Origin of the sequence: Oceanobacillus sp. CFH 90083 (assembly GCF_009389585.1) — a bacterium.
GTDB lineage: Bacteria > Bacillota > Bacilli > Bacillales > Amphibacillaceae > Oceanobacillus.
The window spans coordinates 119,400-144,335 of record NZ_VIYG01000010.1 but is presented as its reverse complement, the minus strand read 5'-3'; the positions used below and the strand labels follow the sequence as shown (position 1 = coordinate 144,335).

21 protein-coding genes are annotated in these 24,936 nt (G+C 39.4%); 6 read left to right on the top strand and 15 right to left on the bottom strand.

Features of this window, described 5'->3' with window-relative positions; all coding sequences use genetic code 11:
• Positions 1-18: 18 nt before the first annotated feature.
• On the top strand, positions 19-564 hold the full coding sequence (locus FLK20_RS15515) for a GNAT family N-acetyltransferase (protein WP_152657505.1): 546 nt from the start codon (positions 19-21) through the stop codon (positions 562-564).
• 19 nt (positions 565-583) lie between these two features.
• Here the strand turns inward: FLK20_RS15515 and FLK20_RS15510 are convergent, their stop codons facing one another.
• Together FLK20_RS15510 and FLK20_RS15505 are read right to left on the bottom strand one after the other, a co-directional pair.
• Positions 584-904: a DUF3889 domain-containing protein gene (locus tag FLK20_RS15510; protein ID WP_152657504.1), complete on the bottom strand. Its 321-nt coding sequence runs from the start codon at positions 902-904 to the stop codon at positions 584-586.
• Between the two features lie 131 nt (positions 905-1,035).
• On the bottom strand, positions 1,036-2,751 hold the full coding sequence (locus tag FLK20_RS15505; protein WP_152657503.1) for an ABC transporter ATP-binding protein: 1,716 nt from the start codon (positions 2,749-2,751) through the stop codon (positions 1,036-1,038).
• Positions 2,752-2,909: 158 nt separating this feature from the next.
• Between FLK20_RS15505 and FLK20_RS15500 the strand changes: the two genes are divergently transcribed.
• The gene (locus FLK20_RS15500) at positions 2,910-3,281 is read left to right on the top strand and encodes a DoxX family protein (protein ID WP_152657502.1); all 372 of its coding nucleotides are present in this window, start codon (positions 2,910-2,912) and stop codon (positions 3,279-3,281) included.
• Positions 3,282-3,548: 267 nt separating this feature from the next.
• On the opposite strand, the gene FLK20_RS15495 is transcribed toward FLK20_RS15500, so the two are convergent.
• The 11 genes from FLK20_RS15495 to FLK20_RS15445 all read right to left on the bottom strand — a co-directional run bounded on the left by FLK20_RS15495 (position 3,549) and on the right by FLK20_RS15445 (position 16,513).
• On the bottom strand, positions 3,549-4,766 hold the full coding sequence (locus FLK20_RS15495; protein WP_152657501.1) for a S1C family serine protease: 1,218 nt from the start codon (positions 4,764-4,766) through the stop codon (positions 3,549-3,551).
• A gap of 255 nt (positions 4,767-5,021) precedes the next feature.
• Positions 5,022-5,825 (bottom strand): MBL fold metallo-hydrolase, encoded by an 804-nt coding sequence (locus FLK20_RS15490; protein ID WP_152657500.1) that lies wholly within the window; start codon positions 5,823-5,825, stop codon positions 5,022-5,024.
• Positions 5,822-6,757: a two-component system regulatory protein YycI gene (locus tag FLK20_RS15485; protein WP_152657499.1), complete on the bottom strand. Its 936-nt coding sequence runs from the start codon at positions 6,755-6,757 to the stop codon at positions 5,822-5,824. Before FLK20_RS15485 ends, FLK20_RS15490 begins: the two co-directional genes overlap by 4 nt.
• A 2-nt stretch (positions 6,758-6,759) precedes the next feature.
• Complete coding sequence (locus FLK20_RS15480; protein WP_152657498.1) at positions 6,760-8,067, bottom strand: YycH family regulatory protein; 1,308 nt, start codon at positions 8,065-8,067, stop codon at positions 6,760-6,762.
• The gene (gene walK / locus FLK20_RS15475; protein ID WP_152657497.1) at positions 8,064-9,893 is read right to left on the bottom strand and encodes a cell wall metabolism sensor histidine kinase WalK; all 1,830 of its coding nucleotides are present in this window, start codon (positions 9,891-9,893) and stop codon (positions 8,064-8,066) included. Before walK ends, FLK20_RS15480 begins: the two co-directional genes overlap by 4 nt.
• A gap of 6 nt (positions 9,894-9,899) precedes the next feature.
• Entirely contained in the window at positions 9,900-10,604 is a 705-nt protein-coding gene (yycF, locus tag FLK20_RS15470) for a response regulator YycF (protein ID WP_152657496.1), read from the bottom strand.
• A 328-nt stretch (positions 10,605-10,932) separates the two neighbouring features.
• Positions 10,933-12,222: an adenylosuccinate synthase gene (locus FLK20_RS15465; RefSeq protein WP_152657495.1), complete on the bottom strand. Its 1,290-nt coding sequence runs from the start codon at positions 12,220-12,222 to the stop codon at positions 10,933-10,935.
• A 349-nt stretch (positions 12,223-12,571) separates the two neighbouring features.
• Positions 12,572-13,477: a glycine betaine ABC transporter substrate-binding protein gene (locus FLK20_RS15460; RefSeq protein WP_152657494.1), complete on the bottom strand. Its 906-nt coding sequence runs from the start codon at positions 13,475-13,477 to the stop codon at positions 12,572-12,574.
• A 104-nt stretch (positions 13,478-13,581) separates the two neighbouring features.
• Positions 13,582-14,427, bottom strand: coding sequence for an ABC transporter permease (locus tag FLK20_RS15455; RefSeq protein WP_152657493.1), 846 nt, complete (start codon positions 14,425-14,427; stop codon positions 13,582-13,584).
• On the bottom strand, positions 14,420-15,619 hold the full coding sequence (locus FLK20_RS15450) for a quaternary amine ABC transporter ATP-binding protein (protein ID WP_152657492.1): 1,200 nt from the start codon (positions 15,617-15,619) through the stop codon (positions 14,420-14,422). The genes FLK20_RS15455 and FLK20_RS15450 overlap by 8 nt, the downstream gene beginning before the upstream one ends.
• A 366-nt stretch (positions 15,620-15,985) precedes the next feature.
• Complete coding sequence (locus tag FLK20_RS15445) at positions 15,986-16,513, bottom strand: DUF2812 domain-containing protein (protein ID WP_152657491.1); 528 nt, start codon at positions 16,511-16,513, stop codon at positions 15,986-15,988.
• Between the two features lie 450 nt (positions 16,514-16,963).
• Between FLK20_RS15445 and nikC the strand changes: the two genes are divergently transcribed.
• From nikC to FLK20_RS15425, 4 genes are read left to right on the top strand one after another with little or no spacing between them, the layout of a single operon-like run.
• On the top strand, positions 16,964-17,869 hold the full coding sequence (nikC, locus tag FLK20_RS15440) for a nickel transporter permease (protein ID WP_152657490.1): 906 nt from the start codon (positions 16,964-16,966) through the stop codon (positions 17,867-17,869).
• Between the two features lie 16 nt (positions 17,870-17,885).
• A complete protein-coding gene (locus FLK20_RS15435; protein ID WP_152657489.1) occupies positions 17,886-18,842 on the top strand; it encodes an ABC transporter permease in 957 nt (318 codons plus the stop codon).
• Between the two features lie 40 nt (positions 18,843-18,882).
• Positions 18,883-19,929: an ABC transporter ATP-binding protein gene (locus FLK20_RS15430; protein ID WP_152657488.1), complete on the top strand. Its 1,047-nt coding sequence runs from the start codon at positions 18,883-18,885 to the stop codon at positions 19,927-19,929.
• Positions 19,904-20,926, top strand: coding sequence for an ABC transporter ATP-binding protein (locus tag FLK20_RS15425; protein ID WP_152657487.1), 1,023 nt, complete (start codon positions 19,904-19,906; stop codon positions 20,924-20,926). The genes FLK20_RS15430 and FLK20_RS15425 overlap by 26 nt, the downstream gene beginning before the upstream one ends.
• A 100-nt stretch (positions 20,927-21,026) precedes the next feature.
• Here FLK20_RS15425 and FLK20_RS15420 read toward each other — a convergent pair whose 3' ends face one another.
• Both FLK20_RS15420 and FLK20_RS15415 read right to left on the bottom strand, forming a co-directional pair.
• The gene (locus tag FLK20_RS15420; protein ID WP_152657486.1) at positions 21,027-22,649 is read right to left on the bottom strand and encodes a glutathione ABC transporter substrate-binding protein; all 1,623 of its coding nucleotides are present in this window, start codon (positions 22,647-22,649) and stop codon (positions 21,027-21,029) included.
• 393 nt (positions 22,650-23,042) lie between these two features.
• A complete protein-coding gene (locus FLK20_RS15415; protein WP_152657485.1) occupies positions 23,043-24,629 on the bottom strand; it encodes a glutathione ABC transporter substrate-binding protein in 1,587 nt (528 codons plus the stop codon).
• Between the last annotated feature and the right edge of the window lie 307 nt (positions 24,630-24,936).

Genomic DNA, 24,936 nt, shown 5'->3' with positions numbered 1-24,936 from the left:
AATATGGGGGATGGAACGATGTTTCACTATAAAATAGATGACCGTATTACTTTACGTCAGCTGCAATTGAATGATGCAAATGCACTGTTTATGGCTGTAGAAGCTTCCAGAGAAAAGCTTGCCGAATGGCTTCCCTGGATAGAGGCAACCAGACAGCCCGCCGATTGTTTGGCTTTTATTGATTTATGTCTGCAAAGTGCCGAGCGCAGACAATCCTTGAATATCGGTATTTTTGCGGATAAAAAACTGATTGGCTGTGTGAATTATAATTTCATTGATTGGCAAAATGGCTCCACGTCTATTGGCTATTGGTTAGATCCAATATATCAGGGAAAGGGTGTTATGACTTCAGCTGTCCAGGTCATGATTGATTATGCGTTCTATACTTTGCGGTTAAACCGGGTTGAAATCCGTGCTGCAACTCATAATAAGAAAAGCAGAGCTATTCCTGAAAGACTCAAATTCCAAAAGGAAGGTATTATCAGGCAGGGAGAATGGCTATATGATCATTATGAAGATTTAGTCGTATATGGCCTTTTAGCAAGAGAATGGGCTCATTCATGAATGAGCGTATAAAATTGCTTTAGTTCTTCGTTTCCCTCATTTTTATTTCAACAATTTCTTTTGTATCGGTTTTGAAATAAATATCAATAATAACACCAAATTCTCTTCCTTTTCCAACTAACCATAGCTTAAATGTTTCGGCCGTTTCTTCCCCTTTTGTTTGTCTGCCTACATGCAGATAATCGACAATTTTCTCTTGCGGATATTTTGCTTTCACTTCTTTCATCGCAACCTGTCCCCATTCTGCATATTCTGGCTCTTCTGCATTTACCCAGGTTCCAATCAGTAAAGGAATGATAATGATGCCGATCATGATAAACACTCGATAACTTCGATTCATGGTTCCACCTCCTATTTAGCCTTAGTTTTTGCTGTTTTTATGTTTTTATGCTAAATAGTCAAGTGTATTTATTGCCCGGGAAATGATGGCAGCGTCTAAAAAACAGGCTGCGCTCAGCACAGCCTGTCTCATTATTTCATCTGTACACCATGCAGATGGGCAAAGATACCATCCTTCTGCAAAAGCTCCTCATGTGTTCCTTCTTCTTCAATTCCTTTTTTCGTCACGACCATAATACGGTCTGCTTCTTTAATAGTAGCAAGACGGTGGGCAATCACAATGGTCGTACGGTTAACTGCCAGATCGTTCAATGCTTTTTGAATAATCATTTCTGTCTCTGTATCAAGTGCAGAGGTTGCTTCATCCAAAATAAGAATCGGCGGATTTTTCAAGAACATACGAGCAATCGCAATACGCTGCTTTTGACCTCCCGACAGCTTCAGACCTCTTTCGCCAACCTGTGTTTCATAGCCGTCTGGAAGTTCGTTAATAAAACCTTCCATATGGGCACGCTTGGCCGCAAGCTCAATTTCTTCGTCGGTAGCTTCTAAATTTCCATAAGCAATATTCTCGCGCAGGGTTCCTGTAAATAGAAATACATCCTGCTGCACAACACCTATTTTACGGCGGAGGGATTCCTTTGTCATATCACGGATGTCCATCCCGTCAATCGTAATCGCTCCCTCGTTCACATCATAAAATCGCGGGATTAATGCAGAAATCGTTGTTTTTCCTGCTCCGGAAGGACCGACAAAAGCTACGGTTTCTCCAGGCTTAATCCGAAAGCTAATGTCATTTAGTACCGGTTTTTTCGTTTTATCATAGCTGAAGCTCACCTGATTAAAACGAATATCACCTTTTAATTCACTGACCTCAACAGCATCCGGCTTGTCCTCCACATCCGGATTTACTGCCATCATATCTGAAAAACGTTTGAAGCCGGCCATTCCTTTTGGATACAGCTCTAAAAGTGCTGTAATTTTATTAATCGGTGTGGTTAGTACATTTACAAATAAGATAAAGCTGACCAATTCCCCATAGCTGAGGCGGTCCGTGTAAGTAAACCAGGCACCTATCACCAGGACAAGCAATGTCATTAACCGCATCAGCAGGAAAATATTCGAATGGACAATCCCCATTACTTTATAGGCACCGACCTTCACGCGGCGGAACTTCTCATTATTCTCTTGAAAACGCTCCTTCTCAAATGCTTCATTTGTAAAGGATTGTACAACACGTACACCGGAAACTGCATCCTCTATTCTTGCATTTACTCCGGCAATATTCGCATACATTTGTCCCCATGCTTTATTCATACGAATATTTCCAAATGTAATCAGGAAAATCAAAATTGGTACGGTAATCAGTACAATCAGTGCTAAAACGGGATTAATAGTAAACATAATAAAGAAAGCACCTAAGAATGTCATAATCGAGATAAAGAAATCCTCCGGGCCATGATGGGCAAGCTCTCCTATATCAAATAAATCATTCGTAATACGGCTCATAATATGGCCTGTTTTCGTATTATCAAAAAAACGAAATGATTGTCTCTGCACCTGATAAAATAAATCACGGCGCATATCTGTTTCTATATTAATACCCAACGTATGTCCTAAATAGGCCACAATATAATGTAAATAAGTGCTGATGATATACACAAGCAACAATAAAATCGAAACAACTACAATTGTATTCCAGTCTTGCCCTGGCAGTAATTGATCGATAAACCATTGCACCGCTACAGGAAATGCCAATTCAAGCAGCGCCACAATTACGGCAGCTGAGAAATCTATAATAAATAATCGCTTATGAGGCTTATAGTATGAAAAAAATTGACGCAGCATTTCTACCCTTCCTTTCTTTTCTATGATGAAAATGATAAAGCACATATGAATGAATTATATATTTAAATTCGTATGAAAACAATATGTTAATCCTCATATTCTGGGAAAGTTTGTCCTGCTTCCTGCATACGATAAAAAAGAAGGGGGGAATGTTTCACATGAAACCAACGAAGCTTATTTGTTACGTCGTGGGGTTTGTATTTCTTGTTTCCGGGCTGATGAAATTTGTGGACCTTTCCATGGTCAGCAGTTTTGAGCAAATGGGCGTGCCTTTATCTAATTATGTTTATTTCTTCGTAGCGCTTTTTGAAGTAATGGCGGGATTATTATTAATCGGGAGAATTTTTATCCACATATCAATCATTCCGCTTATTTTTATTATGTTTGGTGCACTCTTTTTTACAAAACTTCCTGTCCTGACGGGTGATGGCATATTTGCATTTCTGTTTGCATCCCGATTAGACATTACATTACTGATACTCCTTATCTTCCTTTGGACGCAGCGCAAGGAAACAGAATCCTTCACTTAACTTTCTCACATCCAATTGTGGACAACATCTGTGTAATTCAAAAATCCTGTTTATAGCATATGGATAAACTCACATTATCCACAATTATATCCACATATGCACAAACGTTCGCAGTTATATAGTATAAGAACATATTTTCCACACCAAATATAGAAATTCACTTATTTTTTATCCACCGTTTGTGTATAATTTTTAGATTCTGTGGATAACAATACACAAAAAAGAATGGATTCGCTTATCTATCCATTCTTTTTTGAACGTCCTCTTTTATTGAGCCTCCAGCTTCATTTCTGCTTGATGTAGCTCGCCGTCCCGATAAAAGTCTATGGTTACCATATCACCAACATCTTTATCTTCATAAAGAATCTTTCGCAAATCAATCGTATTATACACAGACTGACCATCCAATGCTACAATCACATCATATTGCTCCATACCGGCTTTGTCCGCTGGGGATAAATTTTCCACACTCCATACATACACACCGCCATCTACTTCCACCGGCAGCTGTAATGTATTTCTCCACTCATATTGGGGCAGCTCCTCAATCGAATAGATTTCCACACCTAAGAAAGGCCGAATGACTTCCCCACTTTCCTCCAGCTCCTGAATCACAGGGAGGGCACTATTTATCGGGATTGCAAAGCCAATCCCCTCCACTGCTTCTTCATTAATTTTCATGGAATTAATCCCAATTAACTGTCCATATAAATTAATTAATGCACCACCGCTATTTCCTGGATTAATCGCTGCATCTGTCTGAATAACCTCCGCTTGCCAATCAGGCTGACCATCAAAATTAAAATCCATTGGAATGGTACGCTCTGTTCCGCTAATCACGCCCTGGGTCACGGTACTTGATAAATATGCTCCTAATGGGTTCCCAATCGCAATCGCCGGCTCTCCTACCTTCAAATTCTCAGAATTACCTAATTCCATCACCGTATCTTCATTTCCACTATCCATTTTGAGTACTGCTAAATCTGTAAATAAATCACTTCCAATAATTTCTGCTTCCAAATGCGTCTCATCATGCATAATTACTTCTACAGCATCGGCATCTTCAATAACATGATGATTCGTGACAATATACGTTTCACCATCTTCTACCTTATAAATAACACCTGACCCTGTCCCGGCTTCTACACCGTCCGCACCAGCTCCCCACGAAACATTCTGTTGAATATTGGTAATACCGACAACAGCCGGCGTGACATGTTCAATAATCTCCGTCAGCTGTGTGGAAACATCTATCTGCATGGGCTGATCTGTGGTGGCATTGCCATTACTGCCAGAAGGAGTCTCCCCGTTATTCTTTTCCTCAGCAGGACTTATTTGCTCCGTATTTTCACTTTCACCTTGCAGAAAATCGGGATTAATAAGTAACACAAGTATTCCGCCAATAATAATACCTAACAATAATGGGACAAGCCATTTTCCTTTGTTTTCTTTGTGTGGCTGATTCGATTGGTCATTATATTCCATATACCTTTCTCCTTATGCATTCATCAGGTTTTTGTTAGAAAATGAAGTGGTGGAAGAATTTATCTAAGTATTCCCGAAACTTATTTATGATTAAACGCTAAATTGTAATTTACAATAATGGTTCGGCTGTATGAAAAATGCATCTTCTAACAGCAAAATCAAACAAAGCTCTCATTTGGGAGCTAATTTCAGTTTATGCATAAATGAAATTATTATCCCAAATGAAGAGCTCTTTGTTCTATTTTTCTGTTTCGCTTATACACGCTCTTTTACGCCGCCAACATCATATAATGGTGTCGGTGCTTCGGGATCTGTGTCATGCAGCTCTATGTCTATTCCGCGTTCAGTTAAAATCTGATTGACAGACATCCGTGCCAGGTCCTTCATATTATTATCCAGACTAAGGTGAGCTAAGTAAATTCGCTTGGTGCGATCTGTAATCACATCTGTCAGGGCAAGAGCGCAATCTTCATTGGAAACGTGTCCGGAGTCCCCTAAGATACGCCGTTTTACATTCCAGGGATAGCGCCCCATCCTGAGCATCTCTACATCATGATTTGCTTCAAATATATAGGCATCCGCGTCTTCAACTGTCTTTTTGATCCGTTCAGATACGTAGCCTAAGTCAGTAACAAGTGCTACCTTTTGTCCATTATTGCGAAAGGTGTAAAACATCGGCTCTGCTGCATCATGAGATACACCGAAAGATTCGACATCTATATCTCCAAAGCTGCGGACAGATTCCATATCAAATTGAAATTTTTGATCGATTGTCAGTTTACCGATAGAACCGGTCATTGCCTGCCATGTTTTCTCATTTGCATAGATAGGAAGATTATATTTACGGGCGAAGATACCCAGACCTTTAATATGATCACTATGCTCATGCGTGACAAGAATCCCATCCAGACGCGCCGGGTCTACATCAATCTTCTGAAAAAGCCCGTCCATCTTTTTTCCGCTCAATCCAGCGTCTACTAACAGGCGCTGCTGTTCTGATTCTATATAAAATGCATTGCCTGTGCTGCCTGATGCAAGCACACTAAAACGTAAAGTCATTCCGGCTCACTCCTATAAGGCTCAATCTTATCCTCTATCATCGAACTAAGATCATCTGCTATCCTGCTATCCTCAGCTAACATTACATAAAGCTTTCGTAAATAATTCTCCTCCAGCATCTTTACAAGGTATCCGGTATAATTCCCCGGATAGGTAAAGGATTCGGCGGCATTGACAAAGTAATCATTTTCATCATCTACCGTTATTTTATAGGTTGGCGCAAATACCTGCGTCCCTTCCCCTTCATCCTCAATCCTGGAATAATAGCCAAATTCAACATTGGACACGTCTTCTTCCGAATTTAAATAGCGATTGTGAAGCAGAGAACCAATGGCAATCATTGGTGCATTTAAGCTGGTACTTTCCTGTACATCGGCATCACCGACCATGGTTTGCGTATAATGTGTAATTTCTCTATCATCATTCACATAAAACGTTAGCATCGCATGCTGATTTAAATAAATCGGATAACCTTCTTTATTTTGATAAAAGACAATAATATTTAAATCACGATTCCATGTACCGAAGCTGAATTCTGATGCATTTAAAACATAAGGTCTGACCAGTTCAGACAAAGCGCCCGGCTCTATATCTTCCGGAATTTCCAATGGAGAAGAGAATTCCACTGCTAATAATTGATTGTCCTTACTCCTTACAGCATTTATATCATCTATATCATTTAACTCGCTGATTTCTGTACGGGAAAATTCCTTCTGTGAGGAAGAAATATAGCTCAAATCCGGAATTTCAAAATGAACATCTGCAGAAACTGTAATCCGTTCCTGTTCCAGCTCCTCATCCAGATTCATATCAGCAACCTCCAGCTCCGGAATATTCATATCCTGCTGTTTACTAATAAATTGAAATAATAAATAAATATTTAAGACCAGGAAACTGAGAATAAACAGCGTTTTAATATGTGACCATTGCATTCTCAACTTCCTCCTTCTAAGTTTTGTTGTGTATCTGCATTTATCTCCGGTACCGTGGACCAGCTGTTATCAATGCGCTGATACCAATTGGGCTCTAATAACACATAGTCCTCACCATTTTCGTTTGAACCAATTGTTAAACGATATGCAATCTGAACATCGTCAATATCCGCTGCATTTTCACCTTGCTGGATGCTCAATATAATTTCATTGCCGCTCCTCAACTCTTTTGAGGAGGTATTAATAACTGTATCGAGCGATATTAAAGAGCGGTTATATTCACTTAACTGATCATTTTGCCATTCCTGGTAAATCATCGATAAATCCATATACGAATTATTCACAACGGGATATTGAAATCGATACAGACGATAAGCGATGCTATCCTCCGTAAAGCTTTCTAAGCGATAATCATCTGTAAAGCCTTTATGCTCGTTGATCTTTTCCATGCTTTGCCGCAACACATTGGTATCGGTCGGTTCATTATTTCTTTCCGCCACATCAATAAATCTCATTCCATGATTCGAAATATTTAACTGTCTATTATCCGTCCGGTACATAATTGATCCGGGAGCTGATTCAGATATATTTACTACGTTAGGATTGGTGAACATAATATTTCTAATTGTAACAGCATCCGTTGTATCAAAAGTATACGTAAAAGATTTCATTGATTTTGCTTCTATTGGAATATAAATATCTTTCGCTGTGCCTGAAATTAATTCTCTTTCCTCATATGCTTCGTCATCCAGCTCATTGAATATCGATAGTAATCGCTCGTAGTGCTCCGTGGAATGAATGGTTCCTTCCACAACTTCTTCTCCATCTGTTGAAACAAATTGAACTTGTAATACCCCAGTCTCTTCATTTAATGCAATATAAAATCGATCTACATAGAAATTCGTATTGCTTCTCAGCGTATTATCGACATTTAAAATAGAATCAAATAACGATAACGGAACCTCTGTCGGGAAAATAATCTCTGCTTCTGCCCCGGATTCCCTATCGTCTTCTGCTGCTCTGTTTTGTATATCCGTCAATTTCCAACGCTGGATATCTTCAAACAGCTGCATGCTGTCCGCTGGATTTGCATAGCTAAAAAATTGTCCATTCATTTTAAAAACAATATTATTAGGCTTGATAACATCGTCTACATCCTTTGTTTCACCGCCTAAATCGGCTTCATCAATCGATTCCACATCATTCAATGGTTCATACTCCGCACGGTAATTCCACATTCCAAATGTGAGAATTAAACTTGTCCCAATTAAAATAATCAGCAATAAAGATTTTGCCGTCTCTAATTTCATTTGCCTCTCCCCCGCTTCGATCCCATGAGTGGCAAGGTAAATAGAATAGTTGTTCCGCGACCTTCTTTACTTTGCGCCCAAATCTTTCCGTGATGGGCTTCAACAAGCTCTTTCGTAATCGCTAAACCGAGTCCTGTTCCACCGAGCTTTCTGTTTCTGGCACGATCAGCACGGTAGAAACGTTCAAAGATCTTATCGAGCTTATCATATGGAATCCCCATTCCTTCATCCTGAATGCTGACGATAACCATGTGACGTCTTACATCGAGATTTACACGTACTTTCCCACCTTCTGGCGAGTATTTAAAAGCATTGGTAATAATATTATCAAAGACTTGCGTCAGTTTATCTTTATCCATCCATACAAATGATTTCCCTTTTGGTATATGACGCTCTAACGTAATCGTTTCCGGCAGATTCATTTCATAGCGATCCAGAACTTGGTGCACATAATTCATAAATTCTGTTCTTTCTTTATGCATCGGCAATTCATCGGAATCCATTTTAGATAGCTGCAGCAGGTCATTTACCATACGGATCATCCGGTCTGTTTCCTTCTGCGTAACCTCTAAAAAGCGCGGTGCAATTTCTTTATTTTCCCAGGCACCATCTGACAGGGCTTCTAAGTAGCTTTTCATCGTCGTCAGCGGTGTACGAAGTTCATGGGATACATTCGATACAAAATCTCTGCGTTCCTGCTCCATTTTTTCCTGTTCGGTAACATCACTAATTACCGTGATAAAACCAGTCACTTCTTCTTCCTCATCTACAACGGTTGAAAAGTTCGCACGGATAATAAATGGTGTTTCTTCATCACTAAAATCAATAATCATTGAACCGCTATCCGGCAGCTTGCTAATATCGACAATTTTTTCTTCCAGATTCAGTACATCGATGATGTCATCTCCAATCATATCATCCGGATTTGATCCAATCATTCGGGCCGCAGCGTCATTCATTAAAGTTACTGCTCCCGTCTGATCTGTTGCGATAACACCATCACTCATATAGGACAGAACCGAGCTCAGCTTCCTCCGTTCTTCTTCAATCGTCGCGTAGGAGTGCTTCAGCCTGCTGTTCAAATCATTAAAGGTTTCTGCCAGCTGCCCAATCTCATCCCGTCCATAGACATCTAATTTCTGTGTAAAGTCTCCATTGGACATGATCAGTGCTTGTTCACGCATTTCCTTAATGGGCTTGGTAATCGTACGTGCCACCAGAATTCCCAGTATAGCAGAAATGCTGATTGCTAAAACAGAGCCCTGAAGAAAGATATTATTAATTCCTTCAATTTGATCATAGACCTGCTCCAGAGAAGCAGTAAACTGAATGGCTCCAACTGCTGTACCTTCATTTCCAATTAACGGCTCCACATGTACATGTACCCTGCTGTCTGTTTGCCGGTCAAAATACGTATCTTTCTGGGATTGTTCAAATAATATGGTATTCTGTACATTAATATCTGTAGACTTCTTTCCAACCTCTTCCTGCTCGTCAATCTGGTTTGTCCCTAAAATCCGGGCGTGACGATCATAAACATAAATGGTTGTCGCTACATTTTCTGTATTCACATCATCAATAATTGCTCGAATTTCCTGTTCTAAGCTATTATCTTCCTCTGAACGATCTCTGATAAAAGCCTGTTCCAGGTTGTAGCTCAGCATCTCCACACGCTCTGTAACAGAGTTTTTAAACGTATCCATCAGATTCTCTTCTAAACGGTCTGTAAAAAAAGATCCAATTACTTGTACAGCTAAAATTAACAGCAGGATGTAAATAATAATAAACTTTAACTGGATCGACCTGAAAAAACCAACTTTATTCATTATGCCCTACTCCTGTTCAGGATTACGCAGATAATACCCAACACCTCTTCTTGTCACAATCCACAGTGGGTTACTTGGGTTTTCTTCAATTTTCTCACGCAGACGCCGAACGGTAACATCGACTGTACGCACATCTCCAAAATAATCGTAGCCCCATACGGTTTCTAATAAATGTTCACGTGTCATAACTTGTCCAATATGACGTGCCAGATAGTGTAATAATTCAAATTCACGATGCGTTAATTCAATCTCTTCCCCTTTGCGGGAAACCACGTAAGCATCTGGATGAACGATTAAATCACCAATCACAATATCCTTCGTTGTTTTTGACGGCTCGTCTGCCGGAACATTTTCACGACGCAGGTTTGCTTTTACACGCGCGATTAATTCACGATTACTGAATGGTTTGGTCACATAATCATCTGCACCTAATTCTAATCCAAGTACTTTATCAATTTCTGCATCCTTTGCAGTCAGCATAATAACAGGAATGCTTTGTGTTTTACGCACCTCACGCAATACTTCATTTCCGTCTTTTCCAGGGAGCATAATATCTAATAGAATCAGATTAGGACGCTCTGATTCTGCGAGTTGAATCGCTGTATCTCCATCATTTGCCACCACCACCTGGTAACCTTCTTTTTCTAAATTAAACTGTAATATATCTGCAATTGGCTGTTCATCATCAACAACTAATATTTTCTGACTCATTGATTGCACATCCTTTTTTCGTGATAAATTTCTTTATTGTTCTCATTTTAAATATTCACATTTCCTATCGTGAGCAGCGATGTTTTATTATTGATTTTTTCTATAATGGATAAAAAGTTTCATTTATAGCCTGTTTAATCATAGCAAATCTTTATAAAATCAAATTTATACATAGATGCCTTCCCTCTATTTTAACGTAAATTTGCCTTTATGTCTTGTAGGCAGAACAGAAAGATAGGAAACGGAAAAATTTGGATATATTTTTCATTCCATGCAAAAAGGAGCTGATGATGAGATTCAGCTCCTTTTATTATGTTTCATTATGTTATTACGGACGATATACGCTTCTTACTACGTTTGTCTGCGAACGATCTGGACCTACAGAGAAGATGGATAATGGAATTTCTGTCAATTGCGAAATTCGCTCTAAGTAGTGACGTGCATTGGCTGGAAGTTCATCCAATGTTTTCACTCCTGTAATATCCTCTGTCCAGCCCGGCATCTCTTCATAAACTGGTTCACATTCCGCTAATGCCTTTAAGCTTGCAGGGAATTCTTTAATAATTTCCCCTTTGTAACGGTAGGCAACACAGATTTTTAATGTTTCAATACCTGTTAATACATCAATAGAATTTAGAGATAAATCGGTAATTCCACTCACACGGCGTGCATGACGGACAACAACACTGTCAAACCAGCCCACACGGCGTGCACGCCCAGTCGTTGTACCGTATTCACGGCCGACTTCACGGATTTGATTGCCGATTTCATCATGTAATTCCGTTGGGAAAGGACCATCACCAACACGTGTTGTATATGCTTTCGATACACCTACAACATGATTAATTTTGGAAGGACCTACACCAGAACCAATCGTCACACCACCAGCAATTGGGTTGGAAGACGTTACAAACGGATACGTACCCTGGTCAATATCAAGCATAACCCCTTGTGCACCTTCAAATAATACACGTTTACCTTCGTCGATTGCATCGTTTAAAACCACAGATGTATCTACTACATAAGGAGCCATCTGCTGTCCATATTCATAGTATTCCTCCAGAATATCCTCTACCTGAATTGGGTCAGCCTCATATACTTTTTCAAATAAACGGTTCTTTTCTTTTAAATTCTGCTCCAGCTTATCACGGAAAACTTCTTTATCCATTAAATCAGCAATGCGGATACCGACACGTGCGGCTTTATCCATATAAGCAGGACCGATTCCTTTTTTCGTCGTACCGATTTTATTTACGCCTTTCTCTTCCTCCTGAAGAATATCCAGCTTCAAGTGATATGGAAGAATTACATGCGCACGATTACTGATACGAAGATTGTCTGTAGAAACATTGCGCTCATGTAAATAAGCAATTTCTTCTACAAATGCTTTTGGATCGATAACCATTCCGTTTCCAAGAACACATGTTTTTTCGCTAAAGAAAATTCCAGATGGGATTAAATGTAACTTGTATGTTACATCATCAAATTTAATCGTATGACCAGCATTATTTCCGCCTTGATAACGAGCAACTACTTCTGCATTTTGAGATAGGAAATCAGTAATTTTACCTTTCCCTTCATCTCCCCATTGCGTACCTACAACTACTACTGAGGACATGGTGCACCTCCAAGATTGATTTTATATATGAAGATTCTTGTCCTGCATGATTTTCTTTATCTTTGCGATCATGCTTATTCATGACAGAACAATCACTTATCATCATTTGGTTTTTACTCACCATTTGTTATTTTATCAGTTAAAAAAACAAACGTCAATGTAAAATACGAACATTATTTTTCATTTTGACTTAATCATATGCTTCAATTATTCAATTTTGTTTATTTCAGCTTAGAAAAGGCGAACTAAAATTTAAAAAAATTATAAAATGTTCGGATTTTAACTATAAACATAGAAAAGACGATCCCAACATAATTATTGGAATCGCCTCTTTAAAGGATATCTAACCCTATTCAATACCTTCTGTCCATTCAGCTACCGTTTCTTGATTCGCTTCTACCCATTCAGCAGCTGCATCAGCTGGATCAGCACCTTCACTAATATTTAACATAACTTCTTCCATATCGTCTGTAGTCCAGTGGAAGTTATCCAGTATTTGATATGCCTCTGGTGCATCCTCTTCCAGTCCTTCACGAACCATTGTTTCAATTGTTTCTGCTTCACCAAATACACCCTCTGGATCATCAAGATACTTCAAATCATATACCTGAAACTTCCAGTGCGGGGTCCAGCCAGTTATAATAATTTCATTTTCACTATTATAAGCACTTCCCAGCTCTGTTGTCATCGCGCCGCTGGAAGAAGTCTGAACAGTCCAGCCATCCAGGTTATCATACGTTTCAACAGCTTCTTCAGCTGCACTTACAACACCAGCACCCGGCTCAATGCCTGTAATGGTTTGACCAGCTTCATCGGAAAGATCGGCAATAGAATCGACATCCATATACTCTGGTACAACCAGACCAATTTTTGCACCTTCTAAGTTAACGCCAAGCTGTTCTACTTGATCACCATATGCTTCGAATTGTTCAGCGTGTGTTCCCGGCAACCAGGCTGCTACCATACCATCTGCTTCGCCATTTGCAACTGCTTCCCACATCACTGCATTATCCAATGCAGTTAATTTTACATCATAACCTGCATCTTCCAGTACTTTTCCGATAACATGTGTAGATGCCACTTCAGAATCCCACTCTACATAAGCCAGTTCAATCTCTCCATCTACGCCGCCTTCAGCAGAATCGCCATCTCCACCACCGTTATCGCCATTATCGTCACTGCCACAGCCTGCAACAACCAGTCCAAGTGCTAATGAACCAATAAGTCCTGCACGCTTCAGACTCCATTTAGCCATAAATAAAACTCCCCTTTTTCTTAAATTTTAACCTTTCTATATTGACACTTTTCATATAAGAGAGAAAGATACCTCCCTTGATATAAAAAGATTGTCACACCGTTTTACTCTTTTGCTTTGTTCATATTTTGTGTAATACGGTCAATAATAATCGCCAGAATAACAATTCCGACTCCGGCAACAAATCCGGTACCGACAGATGCACGCTGCAACGCAGAAAGTACTTGACTTCCAAGTCCCGGCGCACCAATCATTGACGCGATTACAACCATAGACAGAGCAAGCATCACCGTCTGGTTAATACCAGCCATAATTGTGCCTTTTGCCATCGGTAACTCTACTTTAAATAATTTCTGTGACCCGGTTGCACCAAATGAATCCGACGCTTCAATCAAATCCTTGGAAACCTGGCGGATACCTAAGTTTGTAAAGCGGACAGTCGGTGGTGTCGCAAATATAAGTGATGCGAATACTCCCGGAACCATCCCGATTCCAAAGAATGCTACGGCCGGAATTAAGTATACGAATGCCGGCATTGTCTGCATAAAGTCCAAAATTGGTGTAAAAATGGAATTGGCAATCTTACTTTTTGCCATTAAAATACCTATTGGAACACCTATAATAACGGATAATAAACTAGCCAGAATAACTAATGTTACGGTAGCCATTAGCGCATCCCATAATCCTTGATTATAAACAAACCATAGACCGACAATTGAAAATACCGCTAATCCAAATTTCTTGCCGGAAACAAAAAATGCTATCACGGCAACAATCAAAATAAAGAGGATTGGAGGGATGCTTGTTAAAACATCTCCAGATATAAAGTCCATAAAGTTGCCAAAATGGTCTTTGATTGGTTCAAAAAGAAATGCAAATTTATCCTGAATCCAGTCTGTAGCCTTTTCTGTCCATTCTGCTAACGGTATTTGATCCATAAAATCAAGCATCCAGGTTCACCTCACCATCATTTGCAAGTGCGGCTAAGACTGCTCCGCGAACAATAATTCCATTTAAACGACCGCTATCCTCCACAACTGCAATTGGAACAGGCGTATCGTAAATCATAGAGAAAATCTCTTGCATCGGTGTATCCGGTGACACCCTTAAAATATCTGTTTGCAGAATTTCTTTAATATCGGATACTTCTTTTTTTCGTGCGTCCGAAGCATCATCTGCTGTCACATAGCCTTGCAAACGACGGCTTTCATCGACAACCAGAATGCTGGAAATACCTTCCCGGCGCATTCTCTCTAACGCTGCACGCGGACCATGCTTCTCGATATCAATGGTTTCCGGCCGCTTCATAATATGACTTGCTGTAAGTATTTTCGAGCGATCTACATCCTCTACAAATTTCTCAACATAGTCATTGGCAGGGTTCATCAGAATTTCCTCTGGTGTTCCGATTTGTACAATAGCCCCATCCTTCATTAATGCAATCCGGTCACCCAGTCGAAGAGCTTCGTCAAGATCATGCGTAATAAAGATAATGGTTTTCTTCATGGAAGATTGTAAATCAATCAACTCATCCTGCATTTCCTTCCGGATAAGCGGATCAAGCGCTGAAAACGCTTCATCCATTAATAACACTTTCGGGTCATTAGCCAGTGCACGGGCAAGTCCGACACGCTGCTGCATTCCACCGGATAATTGACCAGGTTTTTGATGCATGTAGTCACCTAAACCAACAAGTCTTAATGATTCTTCCGCCCGCTTTTCCCGTTCAGATTTATCAACACCCTGTACTTCTAAACCGAATGCAGCATTTTGTAAAATGGTGCGGTGCGGGAAAAGTGCGAATTGCTGGAATACCATTCCTAATTTTTCACGACGTACTTGTCTTAATGCTTTTTTATCTAATGTTGCTAATTCTTTCCCATCGATCAGGATCGATCCTTCACTTGGCTCTATTAACCGATTAATTAGTCGAACTAACGTAGACTTCCCACTTCCTGAAAGCCCCATGATGACAAATATTTCTCCTTCTTCAACAGAGAAACTGGCACGATTTACTCCGACAGTATTCCCTGTCTTTTTCAATATCTCTTCTTTGGGCATCCCTTGATCTAACAGTTTGATAGATTGGCTGATGTTTTTACCAAAGATTTTAGACAGGTTTTTTGCTTCAACTACTGCCATGTAATCACCTCTCTATGTTATTTTGTCGTACATCTAGATGAAAAAACTTTGGTACTCACGAACCATATATGCTAAAGAACAAAAATAAATGAACCAACGATAGACTCATTTATTTTATGGCATCTATATAGATGTATTTACCTCTTTCAAGGCAACTTTTTATATTATAAGTAAGTTCCAAATAAAACTCAAACCGCCTATAGAGCAGTATTTCGATAGTTTTAAGCAATATATTGCGCCTGCTCCGTATAAAACAACATTTTCTGCTTTTTCCTTCTGTATACTGTTATATACTATCCTTATATTAAAATTCGAAACCTTTTATTTCCAAAAAGTTTCGAATTCGTTACCATTATATCCGTAATATTACATTTTTTTTAGATTATACTGCCTGTACTTATTTAAAATATATATAGCTGCTATCAGGATAAATGTGATGGAAAGCATAATGATTCCGCCAAGTAGAATCATTTGCACGAAAGCCCAGCCGGTTTTTATATGTAATATAAAGAAAATAATCAGAAATAAGCTCGAGATAATCGTATACTTCCCTAGTGAACGTGCTTCCTGCTTCATTTGTTCCAGGAGCTGTTCATAATGTGCTTTCATTGGTGCAGCTTCCGAGGAACCCTGAAAAATTTGCATATAATCTGCCTTATCTATGCGCTCCCATCCTTCAGATAACTGTGCGCTGTCTTCTTCTACATTTTGAATAGACTGAAATTCCAGATGATACTGTACTTCCTTAGGCTTATCCTTTTTTAATTGGAAAAGAAGACCACCCAGTCGTAACTTTTCTACAATCCAGCCTTCCTTTGCAAGAGCCTCTAATTTCTCTGTTCCTATATAATGAAAGAAAAATCTAGCAGGATTCCAAATAAATTTCTTCTTCACCGATTTTCCACCTCTTCATAATGGTATACCTTTAATCATTATCTATTATACAGGATTTTCCGCAGTAATTTCTATTAAGATTTTATCATGTTGTATATCTTCCTTTATCCTTCAGCAACATCAGAGATAATTAACTATACCTTTTTCAAAAAATATTAAACCGTCTGAACGATCAGGAAAAGTGTCGATCAACTGATTTTTTCAAACTGAGATAGCGCTTTCATTTTTTAATTAATGAAAATTTTCATATTTGGTATAGTTTTACGAATTTAAGGGATTTCCTTTTTTATCCATTCTAATAAACCCTTTTATATCAAGGGTTGTCGTTTTTTGATAGTTTCAAAAAACGTGCATTTTCTAAGGATTTTCAAATGAATTATATTTCTTTAAGCCTTTTCATGATATAATCAAGACTGACCTATAACACGAGAGAAAGGATGAAAAAAACCGATGAGTCGTTCAAACGAACATATTGAAAAGTCAGAAACAGCGGTTAGACCGCCTAATCCTCGACTTAAAAGCTGGAAAAGCGTCTTTAATAAACTTAAAAAAAATAAGTCGGCTGTTGTCGGCGGTATATTAATTATTTTACTTATCATTATCGCTCTTGTCGGACCATACTTAACCCCCTATGATCCTCTATATGATCAGGATGTAACCAATAAATTAGCTACTCCTTCATCTGAGCATTGGTTTGGAACAGATAACTTTGGGAGAGATATATTCAGCAGGGTAGTCCAGGGTACCGGATTAACGCTAATGATTGGTTTTTTCTCTATTTTACTCGGAGCAACTGTCGGTGTATTTCTCGGCATTATCGCCGGGTATTACGGTAAACGGACTGACAGCATTATCATGCGTATTATGGATGTGTTATTGGCATTCCCTAGTATTCTATTAGCTTTAACGATTGTTACTGTTCTAGGAGGAAGCATGGTTAATGTGGTTATTGCTGTTGCTGTTTCATCTGTACCTATTTTTGCCAGAATTGTCCGGGGCTCGACCTTATCTGTGAAAAAATTGGAGTATATTGATGCAATGAGAGCACTCGGAGCCAGCGATTCCAGAATTATTTTCAAACATATTTTACCAAATATCACCTCTCCAATTATCGTTCAAGCTACGTTAAGTATTGCTACAGCAATTCTATCAGCTGCCGGACTTTCCTTTTTAGGACTCGGTGCACAGCCTCCTACACCAGAATGGGGAGCGATGCTGAGTGATGGACGAAACTACTTATATAATGCACCCCATGTAGCATTATTCCCGGGGCTTGCTATTGTTGTAGCTGTATTGGCATTTAACTTACTTGGAGACGGATTACGTGACGCATTTGATCCAAAAACGAAAGAATAGAAAGAGGTGAACCACTTTGATTCAATTTATCATTCGACGTATTTTACAAACGATACCCGTTCTAATCGGTGTATCTATTATCGTATTTAGCATGATGCATTTGGTTCCCGGAGACCCGGCTCAGGTCATTGCCGGTGAAGGCGCTCCACAGGAACAAATTGATAATATAAGAGAACGGCTTGGTTTAAATGACCCACTGCCGACACAATATTTCAACTATGTGACTGGTGCGGTTCAAGGTGACTTAGGAACCTCGATGCGAAGTGGACGAGATGTTTCTGCTGAAATCGGCGCCAGATTTTGGGTAACGGTTGAACTAGCCTTTTACAGTACCGTGTTAGCTGTGTTTGTCGGATTAATTATTGGTATTATTTCTGCAACACGTAAATATTCTGCACTTGATACAACACTGATGGTTATCGCTTTATTCGGTCTATCCATGCCAAATTTCTGGCTTGGTTTAATGTTAATCCAATGGTTTGCGATTGGAGTCGATCTGCCGTCCTGGATACCTTTCTTTAATAATACAGGGTGGTTCAGTCCTTCCGGTTGGGGCAGCTTCAGCCAAATTGTCCTGCCGGTTATTACACTAGGTACAAGCAGTGCTGCCATTATCGCACGGATGACCCGTTCCAGTATGCTGGATGTGATCGGACAGGATTATATCCGCACAGCCCGTGCCAAAGGGGTAAAAGAACGGATTGTTATCTATCGTCATGCGTTAAAAAATGCACTGATTCCGATTGTTACCGTAGTAGGCCTGCAGTTTGGCGGACTTCTAGGCGGATCTGTATTAACAGAGTCTGTATTTGCTGTGAATGGTATGGGGAAATTGATTATTGATTCGATCACAGCCCGTGATTTTCCGGTTGTTCAAGGAACGATTTTAGTTGCGTCCCTTCTTTTCGTTCTTGTAAACTTGATTGTCGATGTTGCGTACAGGTTCTTGAACAAACGAATTGATTTAGACTAGTATTCTTGCACTACTAGATTTTTGAAAGGAGCTACTTACTATGACAAGTGCACCTAACACTTCATATGACAATATATTAGAAATAAAAAATTTACAGACTTCCTTCTTTACAAAGGATTTAGAAGTAAAAGCTGTAGATGGTGTTTCATTTAATATTCCCAAAGGAAAGGTACTTGGCGTTGTTGGAGAGTCTGGTTCCGGAAAAAGTATTACTTCGTTATCTGTTCTCCGTCTGATCGAGGAACCAGGTAAGGTTAAAGGAGGAGAAATTCTCTTCAAAGGAGAAAACCTCTTAGAGAAAAGCGAAGCACAGATGCGTAAAATCCGCGGAAATGAAATATCAATGATTTTCCAGGAACCGATGACCTCGCTGAATCCAACCTTTACCGTTGGACAGCAGATCAGTGAATCATTCCAAATTCACCAGGGCCTTGGCAAAAAGGAAGCAAGAAAAAAATCAATTGATATGTTAAAGCTGGTAGGAATTCCTTCTCCGGAAAAACGGATCGATCAGTATCCTTTTGAATTATCCGGTGGGATGCGTCAGCGTGTCATGATTGCGATTGCGCTCGCTTGTAATCCAGATTTACTGATTGCCGATGAACCGACCACTGCGCTGGATGTAACCATTCAAGCACAGATTTTAGATTTAATGAAAGAATTGCAAGAAAGATTGGACATGGGTATTTTATTAATTACACATGATCTCGGCGTTGTTGCCGAAACATGCGATTATGTTGCCGTTATGTACTGCGGTAAGGTAGTGGAATATACCGATAAAAAGACATTATTTACGAATCCAAAACATCCCTATACGGTCGGCTTGATGCAATCTGTTCCACAACACGATCAGGATGTAGAGGGAGATCTGGCAGTGATTAAAGGATCTGTTCCCAGTCCTGCTGATATGCCACAAGGCTGCCGATTTGCACCAAGATGTCCATTCGCTACCGATTTATGCCGCAATAAATTACCTGACCTGGAAACGGATAAAGACGGTAATCAAATTCGTTGCTGGATTTATTCTGACGAATGGGACGGAGATCCGGAGGTGAACATTCATGAGCAATCAGAAAGTACTTCTTAAAGTAAATGACTTAAAACAATATTTCCCGATTAAAGGCGGGATTTTCGGACGTACGATTAATCACGTAAAAGCAGTAGATGATGTCTCCTTTGAAGTTTACGAAGGAGAGACCCTCAGTATCGTAGGAGAATCCGGCTGCGGAAAGTCCACAACTGGACGCGCTATTCTAAGATTAGATGAACCTACGGATGGAAAAGTAGAGTTTGATAATACAAATATTCTTGAGCTTAATAAAAAAGAAATGAATAAATTCCGTAAAGATATGCAGATTATCTTCCAGGATCCTTATGCTTCGATTAACCCGCGCCACACCGTACGGCAAATTTTAACTGAAGCAATGGAAATTCAAAATGCTGTACCAAAAAGCGAAAGAAACGATCGCGTGAAAGAATTAATGGACACAGTAGGTCTGGGACCACATCAGGCTGACCGGCATCCGCATGAATTCAGCGGCGGGCAGCGTCAACGGATTGGGATTGCCCGTGCATTGTCTGTTAATCCAAAATTGATTATTGCAGATGAAGCTGTATCCGCACTGGATGTATCTATCCAGGCACAGGTGATTAACTTATTGAAAAAGCTGCAGCGTGAATTTAAACTGACATATCTTTTCATTTCGCATGATTTAGGTGTTGTCCGTCATATCTCTGACCGTATTATTGTGATGTATTTGGGCAAGGTTGTCGAGATAGCTGATAAAAAATCATTATTTACAAATAATATGCATCCTTATACAAAGGCTCTGTTATCTGCTATTCCTAGTACCGACCTGGAAGCCAAGAAGGAACGCATCACATTAAAAGGAGATGTACCTTCTCCAATTGATCCGCCTGAAGGCTGCCGTTTCCACACACGCTGTCCTTTTGCAACGGATTTGTGCCGTACAAAAGTACCTGAACTGCGTAATACAGAAGGCATGAAGGACGGACACCGTGCAGCTTGCCACCATATGGAAGCAATCCGTTCTGGTGCACATCAGCCGACTGTGAATGCTTAAGTATTATAAAAAGACACATGAGTGAAAATATAAGCTCATGTGTCTTTTTTGGATATAAAAAACAGGCAGCTTTATCAGAAAGCAGCCTGTTTTTTATTTCTTATTGCTCTAAATATACATCATGTAATTGAAGAATCTGCGTTGGTAATTGTGTTAAGCCTTGCACTTCATCTCTTACACCAAGCAATAATTCTTGATGATGTAAATAAAGCATTGGAGCAAGCTCTGCAATTTCTGCCTGAATATCACTGTAAAGTTGCAGACGAGTCTCTTCATCTCCCGCACGACGTGCTTCTTCAAGCATTGCGTCTAATTCATCATTTTCAAGGAAAGTACGGTTACCAGGTTCACCTACATTATCAGAATGGAATAATGGATATAAACCATAGTCTGCGTCCCCGGTTACAGTTGACCAGCCAAGTACAAACATTTCATGATCCCCTTGAGCTGTTCTTTCTAAATAAGTACCCCATTCAAGAACCTCTACTTCCGCATCAATATTTAATTCCTGTAATTGAGATTGAACATTTGTAGCAGCATCGACACGTTCTTGTGTGTCATTTGTCCAAATTGTTGTAGAAAATCCATCTTCATAGCCCGCATCAGCTAATAATTGCTTCGCTTCCTCTAAATTATACTCTAGACCAGGTGCGTTTTCATCATAACCAAATACAGGTGGTGCTAATGGACCTACTGCTGGAATACCATAGCCATTGTAGATACCGTCAATAATCGGACTCTTATCAATTGCCATATTGATTGCTTTACGTACATCTGGATTATCAAATGGTTCTTTTTGTGTGTTAAATCCAATATAAGATAAACTTACGCTTTCTTGCGGTGCTACATGAACACCATCTGTGCCTTCAACTTGTGCTGCATCATTTGTATTTAAAGGATCAACAATATGCGAATCGCCAGTTTGAAGTTCAGCTACACGAGTAAGACCTTCACTTACGACCTTGAACACAACAGAATCAAGGTGAGCCGGCTCTCCCCAATAGTCTTCATTTTTCACTAAACGAATTTCTGAACCAGGATTCCATGAATCAAATTTAAAGAAGCCTGTACCAACTGGATTTTCACTAATATAAGTTCCTGGCTCTTCACCATTCTCCATTGCTTCATAATCTGCTTCAATTACATCCTGAGAAACCATTCCGCCGCCGTTATGTGCGATATGTGCCGGGAATGGTGCAAATGGATATTCTGTTGTAAAACGTACTGTGTAATCATCCACTACTTCTATATCCTCTACCATTTCATAAAGGAAAAAGCGTGGAGAAGCAACATCTTCATCTAAAATACGTTCAATGTTTGCTTTTACCACTTCTGCATTAAATTCCGAACCATCATGGAAAGTTACACCTTCACGTAATGTAAATTCCCATACATTATCTTCAACTGCTTCCCACTCTGTAGCAAGACCGGGCTGTAATTCCATATTTCCATCCAGCTTTACAAGTGTTTCAAAGATATTTGCCTGAACATTACTTGATGGAACGTCGTTCGATCCTGCTGGATCAAGTGAAACCGCATCTGACTGGTTGGCAATAATAAGCTCGCCTCCATCAGTAGCTTCCCCCTCAGCTGCATCGTCTGAAGCATCTTCTGTATCTTCATTGTTACCGCCTTCATCGGGTTCACTTGCACACGCTACCAAAACAACGCTGAGCAAAAGTCCAAAAACTAATAATAATAAAGACTTTTTTGACAATTTCATATTCGTACTCCCCTCAATTAGAATATTGTATAGTCTTACTTCTTTATTCTAATCTATCTGATCTATAAATTCAATAATAGGATTGAATTACTAAAATTTTGAAATGTCTTAATATATTTTTAATCTATTTGTAATCAGCTGATTCCGCTCTATTTTTAATAGAAATAAAAGACAACTACTTCAAATCAGCTTTATAACAAGGTTTGTATGGGTTTTCATGATATAGAATGACTTATTTCGTTCTAAATTTAAATACGTCCTTTATTTACTTTTTGTAACCTTATGTAGTTCTATTGTCTTATTTTGTCGTTTCCTCTGAAAGACCTAATATTTTCATCTTAATAATATGGAAAGAGATGTCCATTTGAACACCTCTTTCCATAAACTTGTTCCTTATTGAATTGTGACATCCTTTAATTGATATAATCCAGATGTGTCTGTCCAAAAACCTTGTACCTCATTACGATAACCCATAATTTCGTTCGGATGATACAGGAAGGCCATTGGTGATTGTTCATTTAGATAATTTGCTGCCTCCACATATAAATCCAAACGCTTATCTTCATCTTGTTCGATTCGGGCCTCATAGAGCATTTCATCAAACGTTTCATCCCTCATCATAGTACGGTTTCCCGGAGGTCCAGCATTATCAGAGTGGAATAACATATGCATTGGATAATCTGCATCATGTGTTCCAAGAGATAATCCAAAAATAAACATATCATGCTCTCCGTTACTTGTCCGCTCTATATAAGTTCCCCATTCAAACTCCTGAATCGTCACATCAATACCGATATCAGCAAGTAAAGATTGAACGTAGGTTGCAACATCAATCCGTTCCTGCGTGTCGTTGGTCCAAATTGTGGTTGAAAAGCCATCTTCATACCCTGCTTCCGCTAATAATTCTTTTGCAGCTTCAGGATCATATTCGATTGCTTCAATATCATCACGATACCCAAAGTTCGTGTCGTTAACAGGTCCTTTAGCGACTTCTCCAGCACCATTCAGAATCCCTTCTACCATTTCCTCTCTATTCAGTGCCATAGAAATCGCCCGTCGTACTCTTTCATCCGTAAATGGCTCCTTCTCTGTATTGAATCCCAGATAGGTAATAGCTGCGCCTTCACGCATATAGATATTCGCTTCACTGCTATTTTCTAATTGTTCAATATTATTTGCGATTAGCGGATCAGCAATATGTGCCTGTCCTGTTTCTAATTCAGCAACTCTCGTTAAGGTTTCTGGTACTACTTTAAATGTAACTGTATCTACCTTCGCACCATCACCCCAATAATCAGCATTATTTGTAAGAACAATCTCTGCTCCAGCATCCCATTTTTCAAAATTAAACATTCCCGTACCTACCGGGTTTTCGGAAATGTATGCACCATACTCATTTCCAGCCTCTGCATTCTCATAATCCGCTTCAATTGCTTCAGGGCTGACCATGCTTGATGCATAGTGAGCAAAATGAGATGGGAGCGGTGCAAATGGAGAAGATGTAATAAATTGCACTGTATAATCATCGATTACTTTAATCTCATCAATAACTTCGAATAACACTTTTCTTGGTGATGCAACTTCATCATCCAAAATACGCTCTACATTCATCTTTACGACCTCTGCATTGAACTCGGAGCCATCCTGGAAAGTGATTCCTTCTTTTAGCTTAAACTCCCATATATTATCATCAACTTCTTCCCAGCTTTCAGCTAAAAGCGGTTCTAATTCGATATCTTCATTAAATTTAGTTAAAGTCTCATAAATATTTATATTCACATTTCCAGATGATACGTCGTTTGCAATATGCGGATCTAAAGATATTGCATCAGCCCCTACAGCGATAATTAAGTCACCGCCTTCATTTCCAACTGCTTCCGTATCAGCACCTGCCTCACCTTCATCCGGCTCACTGGCGCAAGCAACAAGCATGATCATCAATACGAAAAGCAAACCTAATTTCCATATGTAACTCTTCATTCTACTCCTCCTATGCAATAAAACACCAATCGAAAAGCGCGAATATTCGCACTTTTCGATTGGTTTACCGTATACTTTATTATACGGAGCTTTTTCTTTTTTTAGAATAATCACCATCTTAGTTTATACGAAAAAAGGCTTTTTGTCACTGTTTTATGAAAATTTTCAATAATATTGGTTTGACCAGAAATCATTTTAAAATAAAATACTGGCCAACTATCACTTGGCAGTAACCTTTCCTTAGCAGGCAGATAAAGGCATTGGCTGCTATGTTTTCCACAGACGAGGGAAGTTTTTGCAGGTCATT